This is a genomic window from Vulcanisaeta sp. JCM 14467 (genome assembly GCF_001316245.1).
GTDB lineage: Archaea > Thermoproteota > Thermoprotei > Thermoproteales > Thermocladiaceae > Vulcanisaeta.
Map to the genome: position 1 here is coordinate 39,537 of NZ_BBDM01000013.1, position 23,677 is coordinate 63,213.

18 protein-coding genes, 2 rRNA genes and 7 pseudogenes are annotated in these 23,677 nt (G+C 55.9%); 22 read left to right on the forward strand and 5 right to left on the reverse strand.

The window, feature by feature from the left end; translation table 11 throughout:
- Window positions 1-45: 45 nt before the first annotated feature.
- The 4 genes from JCM14467_RS11540 (at window position 46) to JCM14467_RS11560 (ending at window position 4,585) form a co-directional block, all read left to right on the forward strand.
- Window positions 46-342: a hypothetical protein gene (locus tag JCM14467_RS11540; RefSeq protein ID WP_054850258.1), complete on the forward strand. Its 297-nt coding sequence runs from the start codon at window positions 46-48 to the stop codon at window positions 340-342.
- 5 nt (window positions 343-347) lie between these two features.
- On the forward strand, window positions 348-749 hold the full coding sequence (locus tag JCM14467_RS11545) for a hypothetical protein (protein ID WP_252901475.1): 402 nt from the start codon (window positions 348-350) through the stop codon (window positions 747-749).
- Between the two features lie 698 nt (window positions 750-1,447).
- Window positions 1,448-2,071 (forward strand): hypothetical protein, encoded by a 624-nt coding sequence (locus tag JCM14467_RS11550; RefSeq protein WP_252901504.1) that lies wholly within the window; start codon window positions 1,448-1,450, stop codon window positions 2,069-2,071.
- An 891-nt stretch (window positions 2,072-2,962) separates the two neighbouring features.
- Window positions 2,963-4,585: a hypothetical protein gene (locus JCM14467_RS11560; protein WP_054850262.1), complete on the forward strand. Its 1,623-nt coding sequence runs from the start codon at window positions 2,963-2,965 to the stop codon at window positions 4,583-4,585.
- On the opposite strand, the pseudogene JCM14467_RS20180 reads toward JCM14467_RS11560, so the two are convergent.
- The 4 genes and pseudogenes from JCM14467_RS20180 to JCM14467_RS18165 all read right to left on the reverse strand — a co-directional run.
- Window positions 4,575-4,664, reverse strand: a pseudogene (locus JCM14467_RS20180) (alpha/beta hydrolase family protein); the annotation flags it as partial. The gene JCM14467_RS11560 and the pseudogene JCM14467_RS20180 sit on opposite strands and share 11 nt — an antisense overlap.
- Before the next feature lie 105 nt (window positions 4,665-4,769).
- Window positions 4,770-5,129, reverse strand: coding sequence for a hypothetical protein (locus JCM14467_RS11565; protein ID WP_054850263.1), 360 nt, complete (start codon window positions 5,127-5,129; stop codon window positions 4,770-4,772).
- Between the two features lie 75 nt (window positions 5,130-5,204).
- Complete coding sequence (locus JCM14467_RS11570; protein ID WP_252901476.1) at window positions 5,205-5,732, reverse strand: hypothetical protein; 528 nt, start codon at window positions 5,730-5,732, stop codon at window positions 5,205-5,207.
- Window positions 5,729-5,992 carry a hypothetical protein gene (locus tag JCM14467_RS18165; RefSeq protein ID WP_252901477.1) on the reverse strand — a complete coding sequence of 88 codons (264 nt, stop codon included), beginning with the start codon at window positions 5,990-5,992 and terminating at the stop codon, window positions 5,729-5,731. The genes JCM14467_RS11570 and JCM14467_RS18165 overlap by 4 nt, the downstream gene beginning before the upstream one ends.
- Window positions 5,993-6,075: 83 nt before the next feature.
- Between JCM14467_RS18165 and JCM14467_RS11575 the strand changes: the two genes are divergently transcribed.
- The 7 genes and pseudogenes from JCM14467_RS11575 to JCM14467_RS11595 all read left to right on the forward strand — a co-directional run bounded on the left by JCM14467_RS11575 (window position 6,076) and on the right by JCM14467_RS11595 (window position 13,758).
- Window positions 6,076-6,966, forward strand: a complete 891-nt coding sequence (locus JCM14467_RS11575) for a DEAD/DEAH box helicase (protein ID WP_054850264.1) — start codon at window positions 6,076-6,078, stop codon at window positions 6,964-6,966.
- 23 nt (window positions 6,967-6,989) lie between these two features.
- A pseudogene (locus JCM14467_RS18170) lies at window positions 6,990-7,127 on the forward strand (helicase-related protein); the annotation flags it as partial.
- A gap of 214 nt (window positions 7,128-7,341) precedes the next feature.
- Complete coding sequence (locus JCM14467_RS11580; protein ID WP_444823191.1) at window positions 7,342-8,067, forward strand: hypothetical protein; 726 nt, start codon at window positions 7,342-7,344, stop codon at window positions 8,065-8,067.
- A gap of 129 nt (window positions 8,068-8,196) precedes the next feature.
- Window positions 8,197-8,310 (forward strand): annotated as a pseudogene (locus JCM14467_RS18175) (hypothetical protein); the annotation flags it as partial.
- 97 nt (window positions 8,311-8,407) lie between these two features.
- Window positions 8,408-8,965 carry a hypothetical protein gene (locus JCM14467_RS11585; protein ID WP_054850266.1) on the forward strand — a complete coding sequence of 186 codons (558 nt, stop codon included), beginning with the start codon at window positions 8,408-8,410 and terminating at the stop codon, window positions 8,963-8,965.
- Window positions 8,966-9,133: 168 nt separating this feature from the next.
- Window positions 9,134-10,641, forward strand: a 16S ribosomal RNA gene (locus JCM14467_RS11590).
- 51 nt (window positions 10,642-10,692) lie between these two features.
- Window positions 10,693-13,758: ribosomal RNA gene (locus JCM14467_RS11595) — 23S ribosomal RNA — on the forward strand.
- The 16S and 23S rRNA genes sit together here, the layout of an rRNA operon.
- A gap of 651 nt (window positions 13,759-14,409) precedes the next feature.
- Here JCM14467_RS11595 and JCM14467_RS19540 read toward each other — a convergent pair.
- Window positions 14,410-14,544 (reverse strand): hypothetical protein, encoded by a 135-nt coding sequence (locus tag JCM14467_RS19540; protein ID WP_256359254.1) that lies wholly within the window; start codon window positions 14,542-14,544, stop codon window positions 14,410-14,412.
- A gap of 324 nt (window positions 14,545-14,868) precedes the next feature.
- On the opposite strand from JCM14467_RS19540, the gene JCM14467_RS11600 reads away from it, so the two are divergent.
- From JCM14467_RS11600 to JCM14467_RS11645, 11 genes and pseudogenes are all read left to right on the forward strand, one after another.
- On the forward strand, window positions 14,869-15,939 hold the full coding sequence (locus JCM14467_RS11600; RefSeq protein ID WP_054850267.1) for a HoxN/HupN/NixA family nickel/cobalt transporter: 1,071 nt from the start codon (window positions 14,869-14,871) through the stop codon (window positions 15,937-15,939).
- 96 nt (window positions 15,940-16,035) lie between these two features.
- Window positions 16,036-17,026: pseudogene (locus JCM14467_RS20530) on the forward strand (precorrin-8X methylmutase).
- Window positions 17,027-17,039: 13 nt separating this feature from the next.
- Window positions 17,040-17,776: pseudogene (locus tag JCM14467_RS20185) on the forward strand (precorrin-3B C(17)-methyltransferase).
- Window positions 17,764-18,853: pseudogene (gene cbiD / locus JCM14467_RS11615) on the forward strand (cobalt-precorrin-5B (C(1))-methyltransferase CbiD). The pseudogenes JCM14467_RS20185 and cbiD overlap by 13 nt, the downstream one beginning before the upstream one ends.
- Entirely contained in the window at window positions 18,816-19,415 is a 600-nt protein-coding gene (cbiT, locus tag JCM14467_RS11620; protein ID WP_054850268.1) for a precorrin-6Y C5,15-methyltransferase (decarboxylating) subunit CbiT, read from the forward strand. The pseudogene cbiD and the gene cbiT overlap by 38 nt, the downstream one beginning before the upstream one ends.
- Window positions 19,412-19,903 (forward strand): cobalt-factor II C(20)-methyltransferase, encoded by a 492-nt coding sequence (locus tag JCM14467_RS11625; protein WP_252901483.1) that lies wholly within the window; start codon window positions 19,412-19,414, stop codon window positions 19,901-19,903. Before cbiT ends, JCM14467_RS11625 begins: the two co-directional genes overlap by 4 nt.
- Entirely contained in the window at window positions 19,888-20,097 is a 210-nt protein-coding gene (locus JCM14467_RS18200; protein ID WP_252901484.1) for a hypothetical protein, read from the forward strand. Before JCM14467_RS11625 ends, JCM14467_RS18200 begins: the two co-directional genes overlap by 16 nt.
- A 78-nt stretch (window positions 20,098-20,175) precedes the next feature.
- Window positions 20,176-20,965 (forward strand): annotated as a pseudogene (gene cobM, locus JCM14467_RS11630) (precorrin-4 C(11)-methyltransferase).
- Window positions 20,958-21,947, forward strand: a complete 990-nt coding sequence (gene cbiG / locus JCM14467_RS11635) for a cobalt-precorrin 5A hydrolase (protein WP_054850269.1) — start codon at window positions 20,958-20,960, stop codon at window positions 21,945-21,947. Before cobM ends, cbiG begins: the two are co-directional and overlap by 8 nt.
- 3 nt (window positions 21,948-21,950) lie before the next feature.
- On the forward strand, window positions 21,951-22,655 hold the full coding sequence (locus JCM14467_RS11640; RefSeq protein ID WP_054850288.1) for a cobalt-precorrin-7 (C(5))-methyltransferase: 705 nt from the start codon (window positions 21,951-21,953) through the stop codon (window positions 22,653-22,655).
- Between the two features lie 86 nt (window positions 22,656-22,741).
- Window positions 22,742-23,551 (forward strand): hypothetical protein, encoded by an 810-nt coding sequence (locus tag JCM14467_RS11645; protein WP_252901486.1) that lies wholly within the window; start codon window positions 22,742-22,744, stop codon window positions 23,549-23,551.
- Window positions 23,552-23,677: the final 126 nt, after the last annotated feature.

Below are 23,677 nucleotides of genomic sequence, written 5' to 3' on the forward strand. Positions count from 1 at the left end.
CGGGGGCGATTCAAGGGGCGCCCAGGCCCACCGCAGACCCGCAGGGTGATTAGGCGTGGCGGTGATAGGTATGTTGATGTTGCGAAGGAATTGGTGAGGAGGTTCCTTGAGGAGGAGCTGCCGAGACATAGGAGGAATGTTCGTACTGATGATGGTACATTCAAGATAACGCCGCGCATCCTTAGATCGTATTTCGCAAGATACGTTGGTGGTAATGATGATATTGCTAGAAGTATGATAATATCAATCTATAGCGGCGGCCTGAGGGTGATGCTTGAGGAATTGGGGTATGAGATTCTCTACAGTCATAAGGGTGTGATCATCATTAGGAAAAGAGGGTGATGGCAGTGAATGAGGAGAAGGATGAGGATTTGGAGTTGGAGGAGTTGAGGATGGAATTGGTGGGTTATGTAAATGAGGAATTGACAAGGTTTAGGGAGCAGTTAATGGATTTACTGGCTGGTCTCAAAAACGAGATTGTTAAGGAGGCCGTGAAGGAGCTGAGTAGGAAGCCAGAGAATTTGGAGCGCATAATTAATCAAAAACTCGACGCAGCGACTCAACGGCTGCAGTCATGGCTCGATTCAATGCTGCAGCAACAGCTCAACCAAATACATCAGCAGCAAATGCAGCAGTTAGAGGTGTGGATTAGGCAGTATCAATCACAGTTGGAGGTGATCATTAAGAATAAAATTGCAACAATTATTGAGGAGAGGGAAGGGAGAAGGAGGTCGAGGAGGAGGGCGTGATTTTAATCGGCGGAGTAATCACCGCGGCAATCACCATCACCGCCATAGTTCTAGAACACCCATGGACACTAATACTACTACTAATACTAATATTGCTATGGCTCAGGAGGTAACGACACGGGCTGACCACTTCACCCGGCATTGGCCGGGTGGGGTGGGATGAAGCCCGTGATGAACGCTCCTTGGGCGGAGCCCTGAAGAGGATGCGATACGCCGAGGCGGACCACCCCACCCGGCCGCCGAAAGTCTCCTTTAGTGATTAATAAACCCATCGCCTTCGTTGCCTTCGATGCGTTGATTGCCAAGCCCGGGCTGACTCGCCCCGGCCAGCATGGGTGGGGTTGGCTGGGGTGGGGGTGAAGCCCGGGCGGTTTGATGACCACGGCACGAGCAGACCACTGAAGATGGGACGACGTGCTGACACTGCCCGGGCCGACCCACCCCGGCCCCTAAAGCTCAGGTTGGCTGGGGTTAATAAACTCATTGTTTCCGCCGCATCGACGTCTTAGCCGCCTTATAAAGCATGCTAACTAGCTAATGAGACGATGAGTCCCCAACCAAACCACCCCGGTAGAGCCGGGGCGGAGGGTTGGGGATGATCCAGGCCTGCCGTTAAAACGCCGCGACCGCCCCCTGTGGAGAGTGTCAAAATATTGACTGCATCTGTGGTGAGCACGTGAGTAACGGTGGTGATAACAATGGTTAATGCCTGGAATGAGAGCGTGAGGTTGGCGGCAATCCTATTGAGGCGCTTGAGGGATTTTGATGAGCGTGGCGTTAAGGCGTACTTTACTCGTGGGTGTTTTAAGCACGGCTTTGACACTAATTGGCATTATGATGAGCGGGTTAGGCGGTGTTTACGCACATGGTACTTCCGCGCACTGGTTGCGGTCGCCAGCTTGGTACTGCCCTTTGTTAAGGCATTCGGGAGTAAGTACCTAGTGAGTATTATTGACGAGCTTGACTTGAGCGTGGTAGATACTAGGCATGACTTGCTGAGGGACTTGTCGAGGGCCATCTACAATGCCCTACTGAGCGGTGGAGGTGGCAATGCGGGTGTGCTTGGGAGCGACGCCAACATGGCGAGGTTGTTGGCCAGGGGCTTGGCGGATGTGGAGTCGCAGATCGTCAGGGTTGAGGATTTGATGAGGAGGTGTAGGAATGGGGTTGTGAGGTATTACGACGAGTCGTTGGATTGTAGTGACCTTTGGAGTTACGATGCGTACTTACACCAGGTGGCTCGATCACTCGAGGAACTGAGCAGGAAGTTCAACACTTCAATTGATGTGGACGACAAAAGGCACTGGTGGCTCTGGCTCTAGCCACTCAAACCCACCCGCTTATCCTACTCCTCCCTCCTCCCCATCCCCCTCTCGAGCCGGCGGCCCCCTCGGTCAAGGGGCTCCCGGCAGGTGGGGTGGGGCAATTGGGGCAGATGAAACCCGAGCCCCAACGCCGACAAGCCGGGGGTGCCGCTCACGGACCTGGTAATTGGGGACGATGAAACCCGAACCAGGCCGTGGGTAGGCGGGAGGAGGAGTAGGATAAGCGGGTGGGGAACACACCAACGCCCAGGTGCAATATTACTTAGCAAACCCCGAGCTAAAAGAGAATAAAACACATTAACTGCGCCAAGTAACTAAGAAATTGTTTCACGAAAACGTGAAACAATTGCCAATGAATAAGCCGAGAAACGAAGGAAAATAATAAGCAAAACCCAGGGAATTGCTGAACAAATGCTTAGTTAAGTAAACGATGGTCGTGGAGCAATGGGTATTTAAGGCCTTAATGCGTAAGGGGTAGTGGGGTCCGCCCCTCCCCGTGAGGTGCGGCCCATCCGGCTCACCTGGGAGGAGGCGCCTTGCCGGGGTTGCCCGGTGGGGCGCCAACCCACCTTAACTCGATTTTCCAAATTCCTTGATTTTGCGCTCATCCTCGGGTGGTGGGTGGTATGGCCCCACTGGGCGATCCCGATCCATGAGGGGTGTGAACCCGATGGGGCGTCTCTTCCCAGGTGAGCCGGATGGAGGAGAGGAGGAACAGTTCAAATCCGTCCGTTAAAACATCCCCGAATGATCCTGCCCCCGGTTCGGGGGCCATAGGGGAGTCTCCGCCCTCCACGGGGAGGGGCGGGCTCCCCACCGATGCATCCACCACTAAGCTGCCTATGATACCTAGGCTGCGCGGGTTGACTACGCAAGCTGAAAACGTCAATGCTACTAACGCCAATAACGCCGTTAATAACGCAAGCGGGGCGGAGTGGGCCTGGGCTGGGGCGTCCAGGCCCACCGCAGACCCTGAGCGAGGAGCTTAGAAGGTTGTTGAGGAGGAACAAGTTCTGTATGGGTGTTAAGCGTGGTGGGGAGTACGTCTGCGGTGGTGATGCTGGTGAGGGTGCGAAGGACAAGGCCGTTGGGTTGTTAAGCGAAGCGATCGAGCGAATACGACGCTGGCGTGTTTGGGATGATTGGTGGATAATAGAGTGGATGGATGAGTGGCTTGAGAGGCGTGATAGGCTTGAGGTTCAATTAAGGGGCAGATACAGCGAGGAGGTCATAAACGACCTCCTAGGGATGGTTAACAAGTTCATAGGCTACAACGAGCGGTTCCTGAATTACTGGCGTAGTGTTGGCGACGAGGTTAGGAGACTAATTGATGACCTAATGAGCGGGAGGGTCGAGGTCATTATTTGGGAGGGTGAGAAGGGAATAAGCGTGTATTACGAACACGTGACGTTGGAGGCGCATAGAACAAGTACCGGCGGTGTAACGGTTCAGCTGGTGCTTAATGGCCTTGAGGGTATGACCATTGAGGTGCCCAACATCTTCATTAAGACAATGAGCGAGAAGGAATATAGGAAATTCGTTAATGACGTGCTTAGGGCGTTAAAGGGCGGATTTGAGGAGACTGATGGTTTTATCGAGAAGGGCCATGCAGCCATGACAACAACGCAGATATGGCAGGTCATCGCTTGGGCACTGCTTTACCCAGGTGAGAATTACGTGCATGTAGATGCCATTAATGTTAATGAGAATGATGTAACGATCGAGTGGCACCTAAAGTCTAATGGACATAAATCAATCAAGGGTAAATTGCTTAACAATGTCGACAAGCTTAGTAAGGAAGAGCTTCCGGCGCTTATGTTCACAGCAATACTCGGCGATGGCTATGCGGACGTTGTTAAGCTCGTAATAAACGGTCGCGTCTACGATAAGGCCGTGATTAAAATCACAATGTCGGGTAAGAAGCTCGATACGTGGGAGCCGTTGTTGGAGAGACTGAAGGGTATGGGCTTTGGCTGGAGGCCTTATCCAGTCGGTGGTGCGGTCGATGTGAGGTTTTACGATGGCAACGCCATTGACTTGGCGAGGGCTATGATCAACGCCTTACCGCCAATCCTCAAGGACATCTTCGACGCGTTATCATTCGAGAAGTGGCTGAGTTTACGACGAATAGCCGAAATGGAGGTAAAATGGCGAAGTGGCGAGATGCAAATCATCGTGGTTGGCTATAAGTTCTCGGTAAGCATTCTTAAGGGCACTGTTGTGTTGGTGCATAAGGCTAAGGATGATGCCGAGGTGAAGATTATTGTCAACGCGTTGAGGGCTAGGTATGGTGATGAGTTTGTTAAGTACGTACGCGTTAATAAAAGCGGTAAATACCTAGCCGTTAAGATACCAATGTACGTGTTTGAAAGGTACGAAGACATTAAGTCGCAAGTCATTGAGGTGCTGTGTAGGAAGCTCGAGAAAACAAAGGACGAGAAAAAGAGACAAATAATAATCAAACACCTCAAGCGATTAACCACACCCACAAAGGGGGCGCCGCGGCCCTGAACCTATCCGTGTGCGTAATTATCCAGTTAGTCATGAACCCACCATACGAACCACCAATGACGCCAATACTGTGGGGATCATTATGGGGAGTTCAGGAGGATAATACGGAGGGTGATTACAGAGGTTGCGGAGAGGATTAGGAGTTACGTTAGGGATTTAACTAAGGTAGTCCTGGGCTAACACACTAAACCAGTGCCGACAGGTGGCTCATGACGAGGGATATGAAGTGCTTAAGCGCCGCGGCTATTGCCGTCAACCCCACGGAGTTGAGGACGCCGGGCAGTATGCCCATTAATAGTACGAAGACCACGCCCATCGCAGTCAAAACACCTATGATACGCCTAATACTAGACCACTCAATAAGCGAGTAACCAATCAGGGACTGGATCAGGGCCAGGAAGCCGAGCAGGGCTAGGCCGGCTATCGTTATTAAAATCAGCACTGCGGCGATGAAGGCCATGAAGTCCACGGTACTACTGACAATCCCCTGAATAGCCGACTCAGCGGCCGAGTACGGGTTAACCAGGCTGAGAGCCATTGGCATGGGTATTGACGGCGCCAAGGGACCTAATTAACATTGCCCAGCGTAGACCCTGCGTTGCACCAGAGGCGGCGCAACTCAACGCCTAACGGCCTTAAGCAACCTGGTCAGGGCATTATCGGCAAGGCCAAGCTTGAATAGGTAGGTTGGCCCAAGCATTTGGTGGGCCATGGAGACCAAGTCCTCGATAGGCCTAACGAAGGGCATCAATGCGTAATACCACTTACCAGAGACCTCAATACCAATTATTGCATACGGGTCCCAGCGGGTCACAATCTTAGCCCTAACACCACCAACCACAAACTGCCTACCAACCCTCTCAAACCTCTCCACACCACTAAAGCCAAGCCCACTAACCAACTCACTAAACGTCCTAAAGTTCGTGGGCTCACCAATAACGAAGAAGGGCGACTCAGGCGTGACCTTTAGGTAGTGCTTACAATCCTCCGTGGGCATCCTATTACAAATCCTAACAACCCTACCACCTGGGTAAGCCTCCAAAACTCTCTCCGCAGAAACCACAGAGTCCGGCTCATAGGAACTAACGACAACCAAGATGTCAGCCCTACCAAGCAAATCAACAAACTCAGGCTGAGCAAGGCTCATTGGCGGTAGGTCAACGATGGCGAGTCCTCATAGCCCTGGGGAGGCAGCCCCTGCCTAACCCTCACCAACCTAGACAACCTATTAATACCATCAACGAAGTCATTCAGGTAATAATAAACGCCAGTACAAACACCAAGACTACACGAGTAATCAAACAACTCATGGCTAAAGCCCCTAAGCGATAGTATCGCAGATAAGCCAAGGGCTACGGTGCTCTTCCCCGTCCCACCCTTCGAACCACTAGTCACAACTATCAACATCCCAATAATGCCCGTCCCAAGACAGTATTTATATTACTTTTGCCAAACCCAAGCACTAAAATACGACCACACGACAAGCCAACATGGCAGACAGACTCATAAAGGGCTGGGCAAAAACCACGGCGAGCGCATTAATGAGCGAATTCTGGCGAAAGCACCTACACCCAAGGCTCGTGGAGGTAATCAGGGGGTTCGGCTATTTAGAACCAACACCAATACAGGAAAAAGCCATACCAATCGTACTAACCGGAGCCAACACGCTGATCACGGCACCCACCGGGAGCGGAAAAACCGAAGCAGCCATGCTCCCAATAATGAGCAAAATACTCACCGAGGGCATGACAGGTGGAATCAAGGCAATATACATAACACCGGCCAGGGCACTCAATAGAGACGTAAACATAAGACTCAGGGAGATAGCCAACAAGCTAGGCATAACCACGGCCGTGAGACACGGAGACACACCAGAAAGCGAACGCAGGAGGCAGGTCAAGGAACCACCAACAATCCTCATAACCACGCCGGAGACGTTACAAGTCATCCTCGTAATGAAAAGCATGAGAAAAGCCCTAAGAAACATCAGGTGGGTCGTGATCGACGAACTACACGAGTTAATGAACGACGAAAGAGGCACCCAACTAACCATAGCCCTGGAGAGGCTCGTTAACATAGCCGGCGAATACCAGAGGATCGGGCTCTCGGCAACCATCGGAAACACCGAACTAGCCGGACAATTCCTAGCAGGCGTGGGCAGGGAATTCGAGGTAGTCACAGCAGACATAACAAGGGACATGGAAATAACCGTAGAACACCCAGAACCAAACGAAGAAGACACAGCCACAGCAGACGAACTAAACACCACACCAGAAACAGCCGCAAGGCTAAGGAGGATCGTAGAGATAATAAGCAGGCACAAAGCAACACTAGTATTCACAAACACAAGGGACGAAGCAGAGTTACTAGCCACAGACTAGCGAAGCTACTCGGCGAGGAAGCCATAGGCGTATACCACGGATCCCTAGACAAAGAAGAAAGGGAAAGCCTAGAGGAAGGCCTCAGGAGCGGCAGGGTCAGGGCAGTCGTGACAACCTCAAGCCTTGAGTTAGGCATAGACATCGGGCACATAGACGCAGTAATCCAATACTCAAGCCCAAGACAAGTCACCAAACTAATCCAGAGAATAGGCAGGAGCGGGCACAGGCTAGGCAAAAAAAGCCCTGGGCCACGTAATAACCAGGGACACGGGCGACTACCTGGAGTCCCTCGTAATAGCCAGGAAAGCCCTAAACAACGAACTAGAGAAGGACGTCGAGTACCACGAAAAAGCCCTCGACGTACTACACCACCAAATAGCCGGAATGATAATCGAGGCAAAGACAGAGGGCAAAACACTCACGGTAGACGAGGTACTAAACACCGTGAGGAGGGCACACCCATACAGGGAACTAACCAAGGACGAACTAATGGAGGTGATCAAGTTCATGGAAAGCAACAGACTCATCAAAGTCACCGAAGACGAAACCCTAACACCAAGGAGAGGACTACACAAGTACTACTTCGAAAACATATCCATGATACCAGACCAAAAACACTACAAGGCCAGGGACATGGTAACAAACAAAACAATCGGCGAACTCGACGAAGAATTCGTAGAAACAACCGAACCAGGCACACAAATAATACTAGCAGGCAGGCCCTGGAGAATGATCAGCATAGACAGGGAAAAAGCCGAGGTAGTCCTCGAGCCATTGAACCAAGTCCTCAACGCAGTACCAACCTGGATCGGCGAAGAAATACCAGTACCAACCGAAGTCGCATGGGAAACCTGCAAACTAAGGGAAGAACTAATAAACGCAATAACCAACGGCCAAGACCCAACCACAGCCCTCACCAAGTACCCAGCAGGTGAAGTGCCGAGCCAACTCACCGAGGAACTAAGGCAACAGGCAACCACAGAAGTCACCAGGTTCACCAACGCAGTAACCATAGAGTGGAGGGGGAAGGACATGGTAATACACGCATGCCTAGGCACAAAGGGAAACCAAGCCCTAGCCCTATACCTAGCAAGCACATAAGCCAAAAATACAGGGTGGTAGCCACATACGTCACAGACCCATACAGTACTCATAACAACACCAATAACCACACCACCAACCGCAATAACCGAAGCCCTAAACCAAGACCCAGGCCAGGTCGAGAAAGAATTGAAAGAAGCCATAAGAGACACACGCCTCTACAAGTACAGGTTCATACACGTAGCAAGGAAATTCGGAGTACTACCCAAGGAAACCATCGACATCAACATCGAGAGACTCGCCAACACACTCAGGGACACACCACTAGACAAGGAAGTCATCAGGGAAATACTCACCGAAAAAAATAGACCCAAGGCCCCTCATACAACTAATAAACGCGGTGAGGCAGGGCAGGGCAGCCGTAAAGGTCGTGAGGGCCGAGCAATACACACCAACCGCCCAACACATCATAGACCAAGCCGCCAAGGTAGACGCAGCCGTCCAGGGCATACCAACAACCACAATACTACAACTACTAAAGAGGAGAATCGAAGAGAGGGAAGTCACACTACTCTGCCTAAACTGCGGATGGCACACAACAATGAAGGTAAGGTACATCCCCGAGCAAATCAAATGCCCAAGATGCGGAATGAGGCAAATAGCCGTGTTAAAGTACGGCGAAGACCCACTACGGGCATACCAAATAGCCAGGAAGACAAAGAGAAAACAAAAACTAACCAACGAGGAACAGGAGAAGTGGCAGGAAATGACCCAATCAGCCCTAGCCGTACTACAATACGGCAAAAAGGCAGTAATAGCCATGGCAGCACACGGAGTAGGACCACAAACAGCACTGAGGAAAGTCCTGCCAAGGGCGAAGACAGAGGAAGAACTCTACCAACAAATACTAGAAGCCGAACGGCAATACCAAAGGACAAAACCATTCTGGAGCGAGTAATAATACCAAAACCCACGAAGAAAAAGCTTATAAAAGAGAGAGCTAATGACACATCCGCACAATGAGTCCCCAACCAAACCACCCGGGAACAGCCCGGGCGGAAGGTTGGGGATGATCCAACCCCAACCACACCCAAACCCAACCCCCGAACAAACCCCATCCCCCAAGAAACCGGTTGATCCTGCCGGACCCGACCGCTATCGGGGTGGGGCTAAGCCATGCGAGTCGTACGCCCGGGGACCGCCGGGCGTGGCGCACGGCTCAGTAACACGTGCCTAACCTACCCTCGGGAGGGGGATAACCCCGGGAAACTGGGGCTAATCCCCCATAGGGGAAGGGTGCTGGAAGGCCCCTTCCCCGAAAGGGGTCGCGGTCGATCTACCGCGGCCCGCCCGAGGATGGGGGCACGGCCCATCATGGTAGTTGGCGGGGTAACGGCCCGCCAAGCCGAAGACGGGTGGGGGCCGTGAGAGCGGGAGCCCCGAGATGGGCACTGAGACAAGGGCCCAGGCCTACGGGGTGCAGCAGGCGCGAAAACTCCGCAATGCGGGAAACCGTGACGGGGCCACCCCGAGTGCGCCCGAAGAGGGCGGCTTTTGCCCGGTGCAAAAGCCGGGCGAATAAGCGGGGGGCAAGTCTGGTGTCAGCCGCCGCGGTAATACCAGCCCCGCGAGTGGTCGGGGTGCTTACTGGGCCTAAAGCGCCCGTAGCCGGCCCGGTAAGTCGCCCCTGAAATCCACGGGCTCAACCCGTGGGCTGGGGGCGAAACTGCCGGGCTTGGGGGCGGGAGAGGCCGAGGGTACTCCCGGGGTAGGGGCGAAATCCGATAATCCCGGGAGGACCACCAGTGGCGAAGGCGCTCGGCTGGAACGCGCCCGACGGTGAGGGGCGAAAGCTGGGGGAGCAAAGGGGATTAGATACCCCTGTAGTCCCAGCTGTAAACTATGCGGGCTAGCTGTTGGGCGGGCTTAGGGCCCGCCCAGTGGCGGAGGGAAGCCGTTAAGCCCGCCGCCTGGGGAGTACGGCCGCAAGGCTGAAACTTAAAGGAATTGGCGGGGGGGCACCACAAGGGGTGAAGCTTGCGGCTTAATTGGAGTCAACGCCGGAAACCTTACCCGGGGCGACAGCAGGATGATGGCCAGGCTAACGACCTTGCCGGACGAGCTGAGAGGAGGTGCATGGCCGTCGTCAGCTCGTGCCGTGAGGTGTCCGGTTAAGTCCGGCAACGAGCGAGACCCCCACCCTAGTTGCTACCCGGTCCTTCGGGACCGGGGGCACACTAGGGGGACTGCCGGCGTAAGCCGGAGGAAGGAGGGGGCCACGGCAGGTCAGTATGCCCCGAAACCCCGGGGCTGCACGCGAGCTGCAATGGCGGGGACAGCGGGATCCGACCCCGAAAGGGGGAGGCAATCCCGTAAACCCCGCCCCAGTAGGGATCGAGGGCTGCAACTCGCCCTCGTGAACGTGGAATCCCTAGTAACCGCGTGTCACCAACGCGCGGTGAATACGTCCCTGCCCCTTGCACACACCGCCCGTCGCGCCACCCGAGGGAGCCCCAACGAGGCCTCTTCTCCTCAGGGGTAACCCTGGGGAGGGGAGGACGAGTTGGGGGCTCCCGAGGGGGGCGAAGTCGTAACAAGGTGGCCGTAGGGGAACCTGCGGCCGGATCACCTCCTCTGGGGGATGGGGTGTTCAAAGGGGGTTGGGTGGCACCCACTGACCAAACCACCACCCGCACCAGCAAGCCGCCCGGTGGATGGCTCGGCTCGGGCGCCGAGGAAGGGCGTGGCAAGCTGCGATAAGCCCGGGGTAGGCGCAGGCAGCCTTTGAACCCGGGATTCCCGAATGGGGCCTCCTGCCTGGGCCGAATAGGCCCAGGCGCTCCGGGGTTTTCCTCGGAGCGGGAACCCCCCGAACGGAAACATCTTAGTAGGGGGAGGAAGAGAAACCAACAGGGACCCCCTGAGTAGGGGCGACCGAAAGGGGGTTAGCCCAAACCAAATCCCCATGGGATAACCGTGGGGAGATGTGGGGTTGTGGGCCCGGGTACCGCCGGGGCGGCCTAGCCGAAGTGGGCTGGAAAGCCCCGCCGTAGAGGGTGATAGCCCCGTAGCTAAAGGCCGCCTGGCGGAGTCCCGGTGTCCCGGAGTACCACGCCTTGGTTTTGGCGTGGGAAGCTGGGGGCCACTGGCCCCTAAGGCTAAGCACGTCCCGAGACCGATAGCGCACTAGTACCGTGAGGGAAAGCTGAAAAGAACCCCGAAAGGGGAGTGAAAAGAGCCTGAAACCGGGCGGCTAAAGGAGGGGCGGCCCGAAAGGGTGCCCTCCCCCGAAGGAAACCGGGGCGAACCCGGGAGTACGAGGGGGAGGGTCCGGGGTCGCCCCTTCCGTCTAGAAACACGGGCCGGGGAGTTCCCGCCCGTGGCGAGCCTAAGGGGGTTAAGCCCCGAAGGCGTAGGGAAACCGAAAAGCCCGTAGCGGGGGTGACCCCGTGAGGGGCTGGGTCTTAACGGGCCCGTAGTCACGGGCGGGAGACCAGAAACCGGGCGATCTAGCCCTGGGCAGGGTGAAGCGGGGCGAAAGCCCCGTGGAGGCCCGAAAGGGTTCTGATGTGCAATTCGTTCCCATGACCTGGGGCTAGGGGCAAAAGACCAATCAAGCCCGGTGATAGCTGGTTCCCCCCGAAGCGGGTCCCAGCCCGGTCTCCCTGGAGGATGCCCACGGGGTAGAGCACTGATCGGGGATGCAGGGGCCGAAAGGCCCCGGTCCCCGGTCAAACTCCGAACCCGTGGGCTCCGAAGAAGGGGGGAGGCGGGTTCCTCGGGGTAAGCCTGAGGGCCGAGAGGGAAACAACCCAGACCGGGGTTAAGGCCCCTAAGTGCGGGCTAAGTGTCAACCTAGAAGGGTGTCCCCCGCCCAAGACAGCGGGGCCGTGGGCCTAGAAGCAGCCATCGGCTAAGAAGTGGGTAACACCTTACCCGCTGAGGCGGGGGGCCCCGAAGATGTCTAGGGACTCAAGCCCGCCGCCGAGACCCCGGCCCGCGGACCGTTGGTCCGCGTGGGGTAGGGGGGCGCGGCCATGGGGCGGAAGCCGGGCCGTGAGGTCCGGTGGACCCGTGGCCGATGCAGATCCCGGTGGTAGTAGCAGCGAAGAGGGGTGGGAACCCCCTCCGCCGGAAAGGACCAGGGTTCCATGGCAACGACAATCAGCCATGGGTTAGCCGGTCCTAAGGCGGGGCCTAATTGGTACCCGCCGAAAGGGAAACGGGTTAATATTCCCGTGCCGTGGGGGTAGGTTTTGCGGCAACGCAGGCCCCACTCCCGACGCCTCGGGATAGGGTGGGCGGGGGAATACCCCGCTTAACCGCTGAAGCCGGGGAGTGCCGTAATGGCGAGAACCGGCCGAAGGCGGGAATAGCCGGGCCTTGAGCCCGGTCCACCTGACTCCTGGGGCCCATGAAAAGGGAGTGGGGAACGAGCCCCCACGACCGTACCGAGAACCGACACAGGTGTTCCTGGGTGAGAAGCCCAAGGCGGCTCGGGTGACCCCGGGCCAGGGAACTCGGCAAATTGGCCCCGTAACTTCGGGAGAAGGGGTGCCCGCGGCTCTGGTGGGTTACCACTGGAGCCGTGGGTCGCAGTGACAAGGGGGACCTGACTGTTTAACAAAAACATAGGTCCCCGCTAGCCCGTAAGGGTGTGTACGGGGGCTGAATCCTGGCCACTGGCGGTACGTGAAACCCGGGTTCAACCGGGCGAAGCGCCGCTGAAGGCCGGGGGTAACTCTGACCCTCTTAAGGTAGCCAAATGCCTTGCCGGGTAAGTTCCGGCGTGCATGAATGGATCAACGAGGTCCCCACTGTCCCGGCCCGGGGCCCGGCGAACCCACCTCCGGGTGCAGAGTCCTGGGACCCCGACGGGGCGAGAAGACCCTGTGGAGCTTTACTGCAGCCCGTCGTTGGGGTGCGGGAGGGGGTGCATAGCGTAGGTGGGAGCGATGAAGCGCGGTCTCCGGGCCGCGCGGATGCGTCAATGAAACACCACCCACTCCCTCCCGCACCCCTAACCCCGGGTAGCACCCGGGGGACAGCGGCGGGTGGGCAGTTCGGCTGGGGCGGCACACCCCTGAAAGGATATCAGGGGTGCCCAAAGCTCGGCTCAGGCGGGTCAGAACTCCGCCGTAGAGGGTAAGGCCAAATGCCGGGCTGACTGCGCCCTTGAACGCAAGGGGCGCAGGGGGGAAACCCGGGCCTAGCGAACGCTCGTGCCCCCACCAGTGGGGGCCGGGCATGACAGAAAAGTTACCCCAGGAGTAACCGGCTCGTCGCGGGTGAGAGTTCCCATCGACCCCGCGGTTTGGTACCCAGACGTCGTCTCTTCCATCCTGGGGGTGCAGCAGCCCCCAAGGGTGGGGCTGCCCGCCCATTAAAGGGGAACGTGAGATGGGTTCAGACCGTCGTGAGACAGGTCGGACTCTACCTGTCGGGGGTGCTGGCCGCCTGAGGGGAAGGTGCCCTCAGTACGAGAGGAACGGGGCGCCGCGGCCTCTAGTCTACCGGTTGTCCTTCAGGGCAGAGCCGGGCAGCCACGCCGTAGGGGATAACCGCTGAAGGCATCTAAGCGGGAAGCCCTCCCCGAAAAGAGGCGGCCGCTCGGTGCCCGGTGGGGTTTCCCCGCCGGGTGCCGGGTGAGGGTCCCCGTAGAAGACGGGGTTGATGGGGTGGGGGTGTTTCCCCCGAGGGTTTTCCCGAGGGGGGAGCCCGCCACTCCCAATGGCCCCAGGTGCGGGTGGTGGGGTTTAGGGGGTGGGTGCGTGGGTGTGGTTGGGGTTGGGTTTCCTTGGTTTTGTTTGTGTTATCTTAATGCTTGGTTTTGGTGGGCGTTGTTTATGTTGGCTGGTTAGGCATAGCCTTAGTTGGTGTGTTTTGTTGATTGTTGCGTCGTTGCCGTGGGTATTGTGTTATGAATCGTGTTGGTTTGCCTAGTATTGAGGGTTAGTTCTCGAGGATTGGTAGTGTTGGGGTGATGGCTTATTTCCTCGTTCTATCCTGCGGAGTGGGGCTTCGTCATTGGGGTTGCAGGGTTTTGTGGGCATGGTTTAGGATGTTATAGGGCTTAGCATGGAATCAGTACTAATCCACCGGGCGCGTGGGGCCACTATGAGACTAGAGTAGTGTAGGTCTATAACTAACCTCCAAGTCACAACTCACACATGCGCCAAAGAGAGAGGAGGCCTAGGCCTAGCCACTACTAGAACGAGAACCCGAGGTAAACAACCACGGCCTTAACAAATAGGCAGGTACATATGGGTGTGGTGCAGGCCATTATTATGGGCTCCCGACATATGGAACACTCCAGGCGCTACTCATAACCACCGCATTCCAGAAGGCGGCACGCATGAACCAGGTTCGGCAGATAGCCATACACGTAATCCCCTCCAGCCCCTACTCCTCATGGCATACAACAATAATCACACCCATAACAACAGAGATCAGCAGGCATAGGGTATACCACACAAGTGGCGGGCTCATCGGCGCAGTAGGCACGGGCATGCCCAATAACTCAATCCCAAACCCCATGCCCAGGACCCCAGTAATTATCTTACCTCCTCTCTTTTCTTTTCTATTTTACGTAAATCACTATTCCTGCGGTGATTACCACCAATACGATTAAACGGCGAAGATTGACTTAGTAATCAAATAAGTAAGCAACGGCAATGAGGAGGGGATGGAGTGAGGAGACCATGAAGGCTGGGAGGTAGGGTAATGGGGTGTATGCTGGGTTAGCGATGGTGTTTTGGGTTGGCGGCCCTGCTTGGTTGGGTGGTGAAATGCTTATAAATAGGATGTGTATCCTATGTCGATGAGTGGGCAGGTTGCGTGGGTAGGAGGGCTCTTTTAATAATGGGCCTCACGTATGCCGCAATACTGACTGCCACGGGTCTTGCCTGGTTCTGGTTCTACGAACTAATGATGCTTACCAAAAACATGGCGTTAACAGGCTCAGCCGTATCGTGGCTTAAGGACGTGGCTCACATACACGGTGGCATCACACTATCAATACTGGGCGTGCTGGCTTACCTATTCGGGCTTAGGCATGGGCTTGATGCAGATCACCTGGCGGCTATTGATAACTCGACTAGGAAGTTAGTTCAGGAGGGTAAGAGGTCCCTGTTCACGGGCACATTCTTCAGCCTAGGCCACTCAACCGTAGTCATACTAATGGCCGTGGCCCTCATGGTAGCCACCAGGTACATAGTTCACAGCCTAGCTAACATAGAGAATGTGGGCTCAATAATAGGCACGCTCGTCAGCGGCGGCTTCCTTTACATAATCGGCTTCCTAAACTTCCTGGTACTCCTCGAGATCTACGACATATATAGGGAGTTTAGGAGGGGTAGGCTTGATGAGGCTAGGCTTGAGGATACACTCATGAGGAGGGGCTTCATGAACAGGTTCTTCAAGGGCTTGTTCAGGATTGTCGATAAGGACTACTACATGTACCCAATAGGCTTCCTGTTCGGGCTCGGCTTCGACACGGCCACCGAGGTAGCTACCCTGGCGATAACGGCTGCCGTGGCCGGCGCACTCATAAGCATACCACTCTGGTACCTACTGGTGTTCCCCGTGCTATTCACCGTGGGCATGGTACTAACCGACACGACCGACGGCTTCTTCATGAACTACGCCTACAACTGGGCGTTTAAGGACAGCCTGAGGAGGCTTTGGTACAACCTAACAATGACGCTAATATCAATAATGATCGCCTGGGTAGTCGGAACCCTCGAACTACTGGGCCTAGTGCAGTCGGAACTTAACCTGGGCGGGCCCTTCTGGGGCTGGATAGCGACGGTTAATGGGGAGACCTGGTGGGAATACGTTGGGGTGATGATCGTGCTTGCGTTTGCCGTAACATGGTTAGTGTCGTATGTGATATATAAGTTAAGGATCGTTGGGAGAGGGGTTGGTGGTTGATCCATGCCTTTGAATCGCGAAATACTTATAAATAGGATGCATAACCTACTTTTAATGTCGACAGATCTGCGACACGCCAATGAGCGTGGGCTGGGCATGCCTAGTACGGCGATTGTGCTTGTTGGTCATGGTTCGAGGAGGTTGAGTTATGGGGAGGATATTGAGGGTTTGGTTGATTATGTAAGGGGTAGGCTGGGCCTGCCGGTGTACTTGGCCTATAATGAGTACATGAGTCCTGACTGGAGGTCGGTCTTGGCTAGGGTTGTTGGTGATGGGTTTGGTAGGGTTGTCATTGGATTAGTGTTCCTGGGTAGGGGTAACCACGTGGTTAGGGATATAATGGGCTTCCTTGGTGTGGGGAGGTTTAATAGTTGGGTTAGGACCGTGGTGGGTGGTAGGGAGGTTGAGGTCTATGTCACTGAGCCGTTGGCCACGTCCCCGCTGGTTGCCTTATCGCTTTATTACAGGTTGGCGAGGGCCCTCGGTGTCTTCCCTGCGTTGGATGGCGTTGTTGAGGACCCAATGGAGATTGAGGGGAGGAGTATGTCCGCCATACTGTCCCGACTCGACGTTGGTGATGAGAGGGTTAGGAGGGTTGTTGCGAGGGCTGTGTTTGCGAGTGGTAATGTCGAGATTGCCAGGTTCGTGAGGGTGAGGGACATCGACGCAGGTATTGAGGCCCTGAGCTGGCGCCGAGATAGTGACTGACGTGAGGATGGTGGCTGCCGGCATTAGGTGGGGTAGGGTCACGTGCATGATAGATGACGAGAGGGCTAGGGAGTTGTCGAGGAGGTTGGGGATAACGAGGGCTGCTGCCGGCGTTAGGCTTGCCCTGGGTGGTGGCGGTAAGGTGGTGGTTGTTGGTAATTCGCCGACCGCCCTCGTGGAGGTTATTAGGCTGGTTAGGGAGGGGGTTGAGGTGCCGTTCGTTGTGGCCACGCCCCCGGGCTTCACGAATGCGGTGGAGGCTAAGGAGGCGTTGGTTAGGAGTGGCATCCCGTCTATCGTCGTCATGGGGACTTACGGTGGGAGTGGGGTTGCGGTTGCCATAACGAATGAGTTGATTAGGTTGGCTGGTGAGGGTTGATGGGTAGCTATACATCGTCGGTATTGGGCCTGGGTCTAGGGATTTGAGGACGTTGAGGGCTCAGTGGGTGCTTGAGAGGTCGAGGGTCATCATTGGCTACAACACGTACCTGGGGTTGATAACTGACGTGCTCGGCGGTAAGGAGGTCATTGGCGCCGGGATGGGGGAGGAGTTGTTTAGGGCGGGTGTGGCGATACGGAGGGCCCTCGAGACCCGTGATGACGTTGCCTGGTGTCTGGTGGCGATCCTCAGGTGTTTGGTATGGCTGGTTTGGTCCTCGACCTCATTGCCAGGAGGGGCCTGGAGCTTGATGTGGAGGTTGTCCCTGGGGTCACGGCGGCTCTGGCCGCGGCGGCTAGGTTGGGTAGTCCACTGTCCCTGGACTTTGCCGTGATTAGCCTTAGCGATAGGTTGATACCGGCGGGCGAGATACTGCATAGGGTCGCGAGGGCTGCCGAGGCAGACTTCGTATTGGCCCTCTATAACCCGATTAATAGGGATCTCCTGGTCGAGGCCATGGGGGTGATCTCGAGGTATAGGAGGGGTGACACGCCCGTGGGTATTGTGAGGAATGCCTATAGGGATGGTGAGTGGGTCGTTATCACGACCCTGTCCTCCTGGGGGGAGTATGTTGATGAGGTTGACATGTCCACTACGATAATAGTGGGTAACTCATCAACCTATAGGTACGGGAAGTACATGATAACGCCGAGGGGTTACGAGAGGAAGTATGGGCTATGGCTGCGGTAATGAATACCCTGAGGCGCTTTGGCATAACCACCGGCGCGGCTGCCGCGGCTGCTGCGAAGGCAGCCGTAGTATTCCTGCTAACTAATGAGAGGCCTGGGGCTGTCGTTGTACCCACGCCGATTGGGTTGAGGATTGAGGTCCCGGTGGAGGGTGTGTGGCGTGATGGTGAGTACTCATGCGCGGAGGTTAGGAAGTTCTCTGGGGATAATCCAGACGTCCTTGATGGTGCCGTGATAAGGGCCTGCGTTAGGGTTGTTGAGGGGACTGAGGTGAGGGTTTTTGGTGGGAGGGGCGTGGGTGTTGTTACGAGGAGTGGCCTGAGGGTTGGGGTTGGGGAGTGGGCGATAAGCCGGCGGCGAGGGGTATGGTTGTGTCCGCGGTTAGGGAGGTCACGGGCGTTGGTTTGGAGGTCGTGATCGAGGTGCCCAATGGCGAGGCCCTGGCTGAGAAGACCATGAATAGGCTTGTCGGGGTTGTGGGTGGTATCTCGATCCTGGGGACTACGGGTATTGAGACCCCGGTGAGTAGTGAGGACTATATCGAGCACATAAAGTGCGAATTGAATGCCGTTAGGCAGGCGTTTGATTACGTGGTCATAGCCCCGGGAAACTCGGCCGCTAGGTATGCATCCTCGCTGTTTGATGGTGGTGCCGTTGTTAAGGTTGGTGATAGGGTTGGTGATGCGGTGAGGCTGGCGTCGACGCTGTTCAGTAGGGTGGTCCTGGCGGGCTTGCCGGCTAAGTTGCTTAAGGTCTACGCGGGCATACTCAATACCCACTACACGCAGGGTGATGCGAGGATTGAGTCTCTGACCCACGCTGCCGTGATTGCCGGCCTTCCGTACGACGTAGTTGCCAGGGTCGCGAATTCCCTGTCCGTGGAGGAGGCCTTCTCGTACATGACTAAGGATGAGAGGAGGAGGGTCATGGGTGTTGTGGCTGAGAGGGTGTTGACAAGGTTGGCCGGCCTCAGCCTAGAACCGCGTTTTGCGTGGTGATTTTTGACTATGATGGTGAGGTGTTGGCTAGGTTGGTTGCCCATGAGGTGGGATTACAGCGTGCCCGGCATACCGGATGAGTACTTCGAGAGGGGTGAGGGCATTCCAATGACTAAGGAGGAGGTTAGGGCCCTGGCCCTGTCTAAGTTGAGGGTTAGGAGGGGTGATAGGGTCCTCGATATTGGTTGTGGGACTGGCAGTGTCACGGTTGAGGCGGCGATACTTGTTGGCAGTGAGGGGGTTGTCTATGGGGTTGATAGGGATGAGAGGGCTATCGAGTTGACTAGGAGGAATGCCGAGAGGTTTGGCGTGTTGGGTAACGTGGTACTGATTAGGGGTGAGGCGCCGGAGGTTTTGCTGGGCATTAATGAGAGGTTTGATAGGGTCTTCGTGGGTGGTGGTTCGGAGCGTATTGAGGATATAATAAGGGTTTTGTGGGGTATGCTGAATGGTGGGGGTAGGGTTGTGGTGGATGCGATTCTCGTGGAGACTGTGGTGAGGGCGGTGAGGGCCATGGAGGAGGTTGGGTTTAGGGACGTTGAGGTGACTGAGGTGATCATTGCCAAAGGGTTGAGGACCAGGGTTGGTACGGCAATGATTAGTAGGAACCCGGTCTTCGTAATATCGGGTGAGAAGCCATGAGGCTTTACGTGGTTGGCCTTGGCCCTGGTGATGAGGAGTTGGTCACGGTGAGGGCCGTGAAGGTCCTGGGTAGGTCGAGGGTTATATTCATACCCTACTCCACGGGCACGAACAGGAGCCTTGCCGAGGGCATTGTGAGGAGGTATGCGCCGGGTGATGCGAGGCTTGTGCTGCTTGGCTTCCCCATGTCGAGGGATGTCCCGGATTCGGAGTTGAGGAGGTTGGGCGAGACGATATGTAGGGAGGCTAATGGTGAGGACTCGGCGTTCGTAACCCTGGGGGACCCCACCCTATACAGTACATTCTTTAGGGTTAGGGATTGGATACCGTGTGAGGTGGAGGTTGAGGTTATCCCCGGTGTGTCCTCCATAACCGCCTGTGCGTCGAGGATAGGGGCGCCGCTTGCGGTTGGTGATGACTCAATAGCCATAATCCAGCCTCTAGGTTGGACGTGCTGGGGAGGGCTAGGGATTTGTTCGAGGCCATAGTTGTGCTGAAGGCCAGCGAGAACCTTGGGGAGGTTGTTAGGTTGCTTAGGGAGGCCGGCTTCACGCTTTTCTACGCTAGGAGGTGCTTCATGGGTGAGGAGGAGATACTGCGCCTTGGCGATGACGTGGTTGATCGTAGGGACTACTTCTCCATGGTCATCGCCCTGAGGAGGGGCAAGCGTAAACCTGGATGATTCATTCCCTGGCCAATTTGATTGCTGGGCATTTCCCTGGCTTGTCAAAGCTTATAAATAGGATGCGCGTCCTATAACGTGTTGGGCAAGGTAGTCTTCGTGGGCGCCGGGCCTGGGGATCCCGAGTTAATAACGGTTAAGGGTAAGAAATATATTGAGATGGCTGACGTTATAATATACGCAGGCTCACTGGTGAACCCTGAACTCCTTAAGTGGGCCCGTGGCGACGCCGAGATCTATAACAGCGCGTCCCTAACGCTTGAGGAGATCGTCGATATAATGGTGAGGAGGGCTAGGGAGGGTAAGCTGGTCGTTAGGTTGAAGTCTGGCGACCCATCAATTACGGGGCACTGCTTGAGGAGATGTGGGCCTTGGATGTGGCGGGGATTCCCTACGAGGTTGTCCCTGGGATAACAGCTGCAGTTGCTGCGGCATCAGTATTACCGATTGAGTTGACGGTGCCCAAGCTCGCCCAGACCGTGATAATAACCAGGGCGTCCCTGAGGGTCCCAATGCTCGGTTCCATAAGGGATTACGCGGGCTTTGTTAAGTTGGGGGCTACGATGGTGATTTACACGGGGATTCACATAATCGATAGGGTTGTGAGGGAGTTGAGGGAGGGTGGCTTGGACGACTCAACGCCTGTCATAGTGGTTTATAAGGCCACGTGGCTGATCAGAAGGTCATAAGGGGTAACCTTGGGAACATAGTCTCGAAGGTTAGGGAGGCGAAGATATACAAGGATTCCGTGATAATAGTTGGTTTGGCAGCGGACCCAGACCTAGTCGAGAATACGGTTAGGTCGAGCGTTTACGACCCAAGCCACACCCACTCCTACAGGCCGTGGAGGGTTGAGGTGCATGATTGAGAGGTTGTGGAGGGGTGTTGCCATAATCTCGGCCTCCGAGGATGGGTACAGGGCTGGGGAGGTTATAAGGGATAAGTTGAGGGGTATGGAGATACCCGTCGTTCATTATAGGTATCGGGACGCCAGGCTGGACCTGATCTGGAGCTGCTACGACGCTGTGGTGTTCGTCATGGCGCTCGAGGGTGCGGCTAGGATAGTGTGTAGGTACGCGAGGTCTAAGGCTGAGGACCCGGCCGTGGTCGTTGTCGATGATGGCATGAACTACGTCATACCACTGCTCGGTGGTCATTGGGGTGCCAATGAGTTGGCTAGGGAGTTGGCCGAGGCCCTGGGTTCGCGGGCCGTGATAACCACGGCGGCGGAGTTGAAGGGCAGGTTGAGTGTTGAGAGGATTGCCGAAATGCTCATTGCGAGGGTGTTGAATCCCGAGGCCATTGTCAGGGTTAACTCAGCCCTGCTTAGGGATGAGGTTGTGTGCCTGGATGGTGTTGATGCCGATGCCGACTTCGGAGGGAATATTAAACTCAATAGTGATGACTGCAGGTACATAATCTCGTTGCTCGACAAGCCCTATGGGGGTGATAGGGTTGTCGTGAGGTTAAAACCACTGAAGCTCTCCATAGGTGTTGGCTCCAGGAGTTCCGTGGACCTGGGCAGGGTGAGGAAGGGGATTGAAATGGTCCTGGAGAGGCTCGGCGTGGGTAGGGAGAGGGTTGGCGTCATAGCCTCGATTAGGCCGGAAATAGCCGAGATTGCGAGGGAGTTCAACGTTGGGTTTAGGCTTGTTAGTCGTGAGGAGTTGAACAACTTCTCAAACCCCTGCCTAACGCCGCCCAGTGAGACACTGACTAAGTTGGGTTTGAGGGGTGTCGCCGAGGTCGCGGCCTTGATCGCCGGCGGGCCAAGCTCAAGGCTCGTGCTCAGGAAGGTCGCGGTTGATGGGGAGGTGACGATTGCCGTGGCTGCCTACGATGGTGGGTGAGTGATGGTCATTTACGTGGTTGGTGTTGGCCCTGGGGATCCTGAGTACCTAACGTTGAGGGGTTACAGGGTGATTAGGGAGTGTGGTGTTGTGGCTGGGTGGAGGAGTGTTGTTGAGAGGTTCATGCCGTTGCTCGTGGGGAAGAGGGTCGTGGTCCTGAGCTATGGTGATGAGGAGGAGAAACTGGCTGAGTTGGCTGAGGTTGGGAGGAGTGTAGACGTGGCTGTCCTGGTCCATGGGGATCCCTCGGTCTCGGATTGGCAGTTCATCGAGAAGATAAGGAGGGTGGCCAGGGATAGGGGTGTTGGGGTTGAGGTCGTGCCTGGGGTCTCCTCGTTGAACGTGCTCCTGGCGAGGCTTGGCCTCGACATGGCCTTCGTGGGCTTCGTAACCCTCCACGTGAGGGGTGACCTGTCGAGGATGCTGAGTGACCTACTTGCCATACTTAGGATGGGTAGGGTAGCCGTGGTGATACCTGAGCCGCGTGGTGATGGCCCGCAGAGGGTGGCTAGGTTCCTCCGTGAGAACGGTCTCGAGTGTAGTGTTGTGGTTTTCGAGAGGCTTACCTACGGGGATGAGCGGGTGAGGTATTACGAGGACCTTGACTCGCTGATTAGTGAGGATCGTGAATTCGGCGACTTGGTTATCATGGCCGTGTTCCCCAGGCAGTCCCGGCCCGAATTAGGTGCGGTGTTGGTACGGCAATGATTTGGTTTAACCTTCTATTCTAATTATTGGGTATCCGTGGCCTGTTATGGGCAAGTTTTATAAATAGGATGCCTATCCTACAACGTATGATGAGCGGCGTTACGGGCCTGGACAATCCTCGGCGCAGTTGCCGGGTTCTATTGATCACCAGGTCCGTATTGACTGGGGAGTTCTTCGAGATTGCCAGGGAGGCTTTGGGTGGGCTTGATGTTGATTTTGACGTGCTGTACCTAAGTAGTTACGATGTTGGCGAGGTCTCTAGGGCGTTATCGACTGTTGGGAAGCCCGACATTGCCTTGCTGAGCCTGATGGGTGACAATACCGAGTTGCTGAGTCTCTTTAGGGATTGGCTTCGTGAGACCCGCGTCGTCTTCACGCTTAGTACTGGGCTTGAGACCGTGATGCTCACGAGGGTTTATGGCCATGAGCTGGGGAGCTACGTGGTTGGTGCCGTGAGTCCCCAGAGTAGTTCCACTGGCTCTAGCTACTTCGACCCGAGGACCCTCTCGATGGCTCTCCACCTGATTGCCAAGTCGTTACAGGGCGAGGTGGCCCGTTACGTGGAGGATTGGGCGTTGTTGATAGATTACTGGAGGAATTGGCGGAGGGAGAACATCATCAACATGCTGCGCCTTGTACTACGTAATTACTGCGGTGTCCCCGCACCTGAGCCACAACCGCCCATTGAGCTGGGCGAGTATTGGTTTGAGGATGTGGGTGGTGTGGTATACCGCAGTCTCGGTGAGTACCTGGCTCGCGCGGGTGGTGGCGGCTTGCCAGTGGTTTTACTGGCTTATTCGGGCCAGTCCTACTTCAAGGCTAGGAGGGTTGCGACTTACGTGATGGGGAGGGTTGGTAATGCGGTCACGCTCTTCTCGAACTATGGATACACCTGAGGGGGCTTGGGGAGGTTGGTGCGAGGTTGGGCGCGTTGGTTGACCTGCAGTGGTTTAGGCTTGCCAGGTCGCGTGAGGACCTGGAGACCTGCGGCGCCTTGACGCGCCCGTACTGGGCCCTGTGGT

Coding starts and splice junctions, on each gene's coding strand:
- JCM14467_RS11550 (WP_252901504.1), top strand. CDS start 1,448: ATGGTTAATGCCTGGAATGAGAGCGTGAGGTTGGCGGCAATCCTATTG.
- JCM14467_RS11560 (WP_054850262.1), top strand. CDS start 2,963: ATGCTACTAACGCCAATAACGCCGTTAATAACGCAAGCGGGGCGGAGT.
- JCM14467_RS11565 (WP_054850263.1), bottom strand. CDS start 5,129: ATGCCAATGGCTCTCAGCCTGGTTAACCCGTACTCGGCCGCTGAGTCG.
- JCM14467_RS11570 (WP_252901476.1), bottom strand. CDS start 5,732: ATGAGCCTTGCTCAGCCTGAGTTTGTTGATTTGCTTGGTAGGGCTGAC.
- JCM14467_RS18165 (WP_252901477.1), bottom strand. CDS start 5,992: ATGTTGATAGTTGTGACTAGTGGTTCGAAGGGTGGGACGGGGAAGAGC.
- JCM14467_RS11575 (WP_054850264.1), top strand. CDS start 6,076: ATGGCAGACAGACTCATAAAGGGCTGGGCAAAAACCACGGCGAGCGCA.
- JCM14467_RS19540 (WP_256359254.1), bottom strand. CDS start 14,544: ATGGGGTTTGGGATTGAGTTATTGGGCATGCCCGTGCCTACTGCGCCG.
- JCM14467_RS11600 (WP_054850267.1), top strand. CDS start 14,869: ATGGGCCTCACGTATGCCGCAATACTGACTGCCACGGGTCTTGCCTGG.
- cbiT (WP_054850268.1), top strand. CDS start 18,816: ATGAGGTGGGATTACAGCGTGCCCGGCATACCGGATGAGTACTTCGAG.
- JCM14467_RS11625 (WP_252901483.1), top strand. CDS start 19,412: ATGAGGCTTTACGTGGTTGGCCTTGGCCCTGGTGATGAGGAGTTGGTC.
- cbiG (WP_054850269.1), top strand. CDS start 20,958: ATGATTGAGAGGTTGTGGAGGGGTGTTGCCATAATCTCGGCCTCCGAG.
- JCM14467_RS11640 (WP_054850288.1), top strand. CDS start 21,951: ATGGTCATTTACGTGGTTGGTGTTGGCCCTGGGGATCCTGAGTACCTA.
- JCM14467_RS11645 (WP_252901486.1), top strand. CDS start 22,742: ATGATGAGCGGCGTTACGGGCCTGGACAATCCTCGGCGCAGTTGCCGG.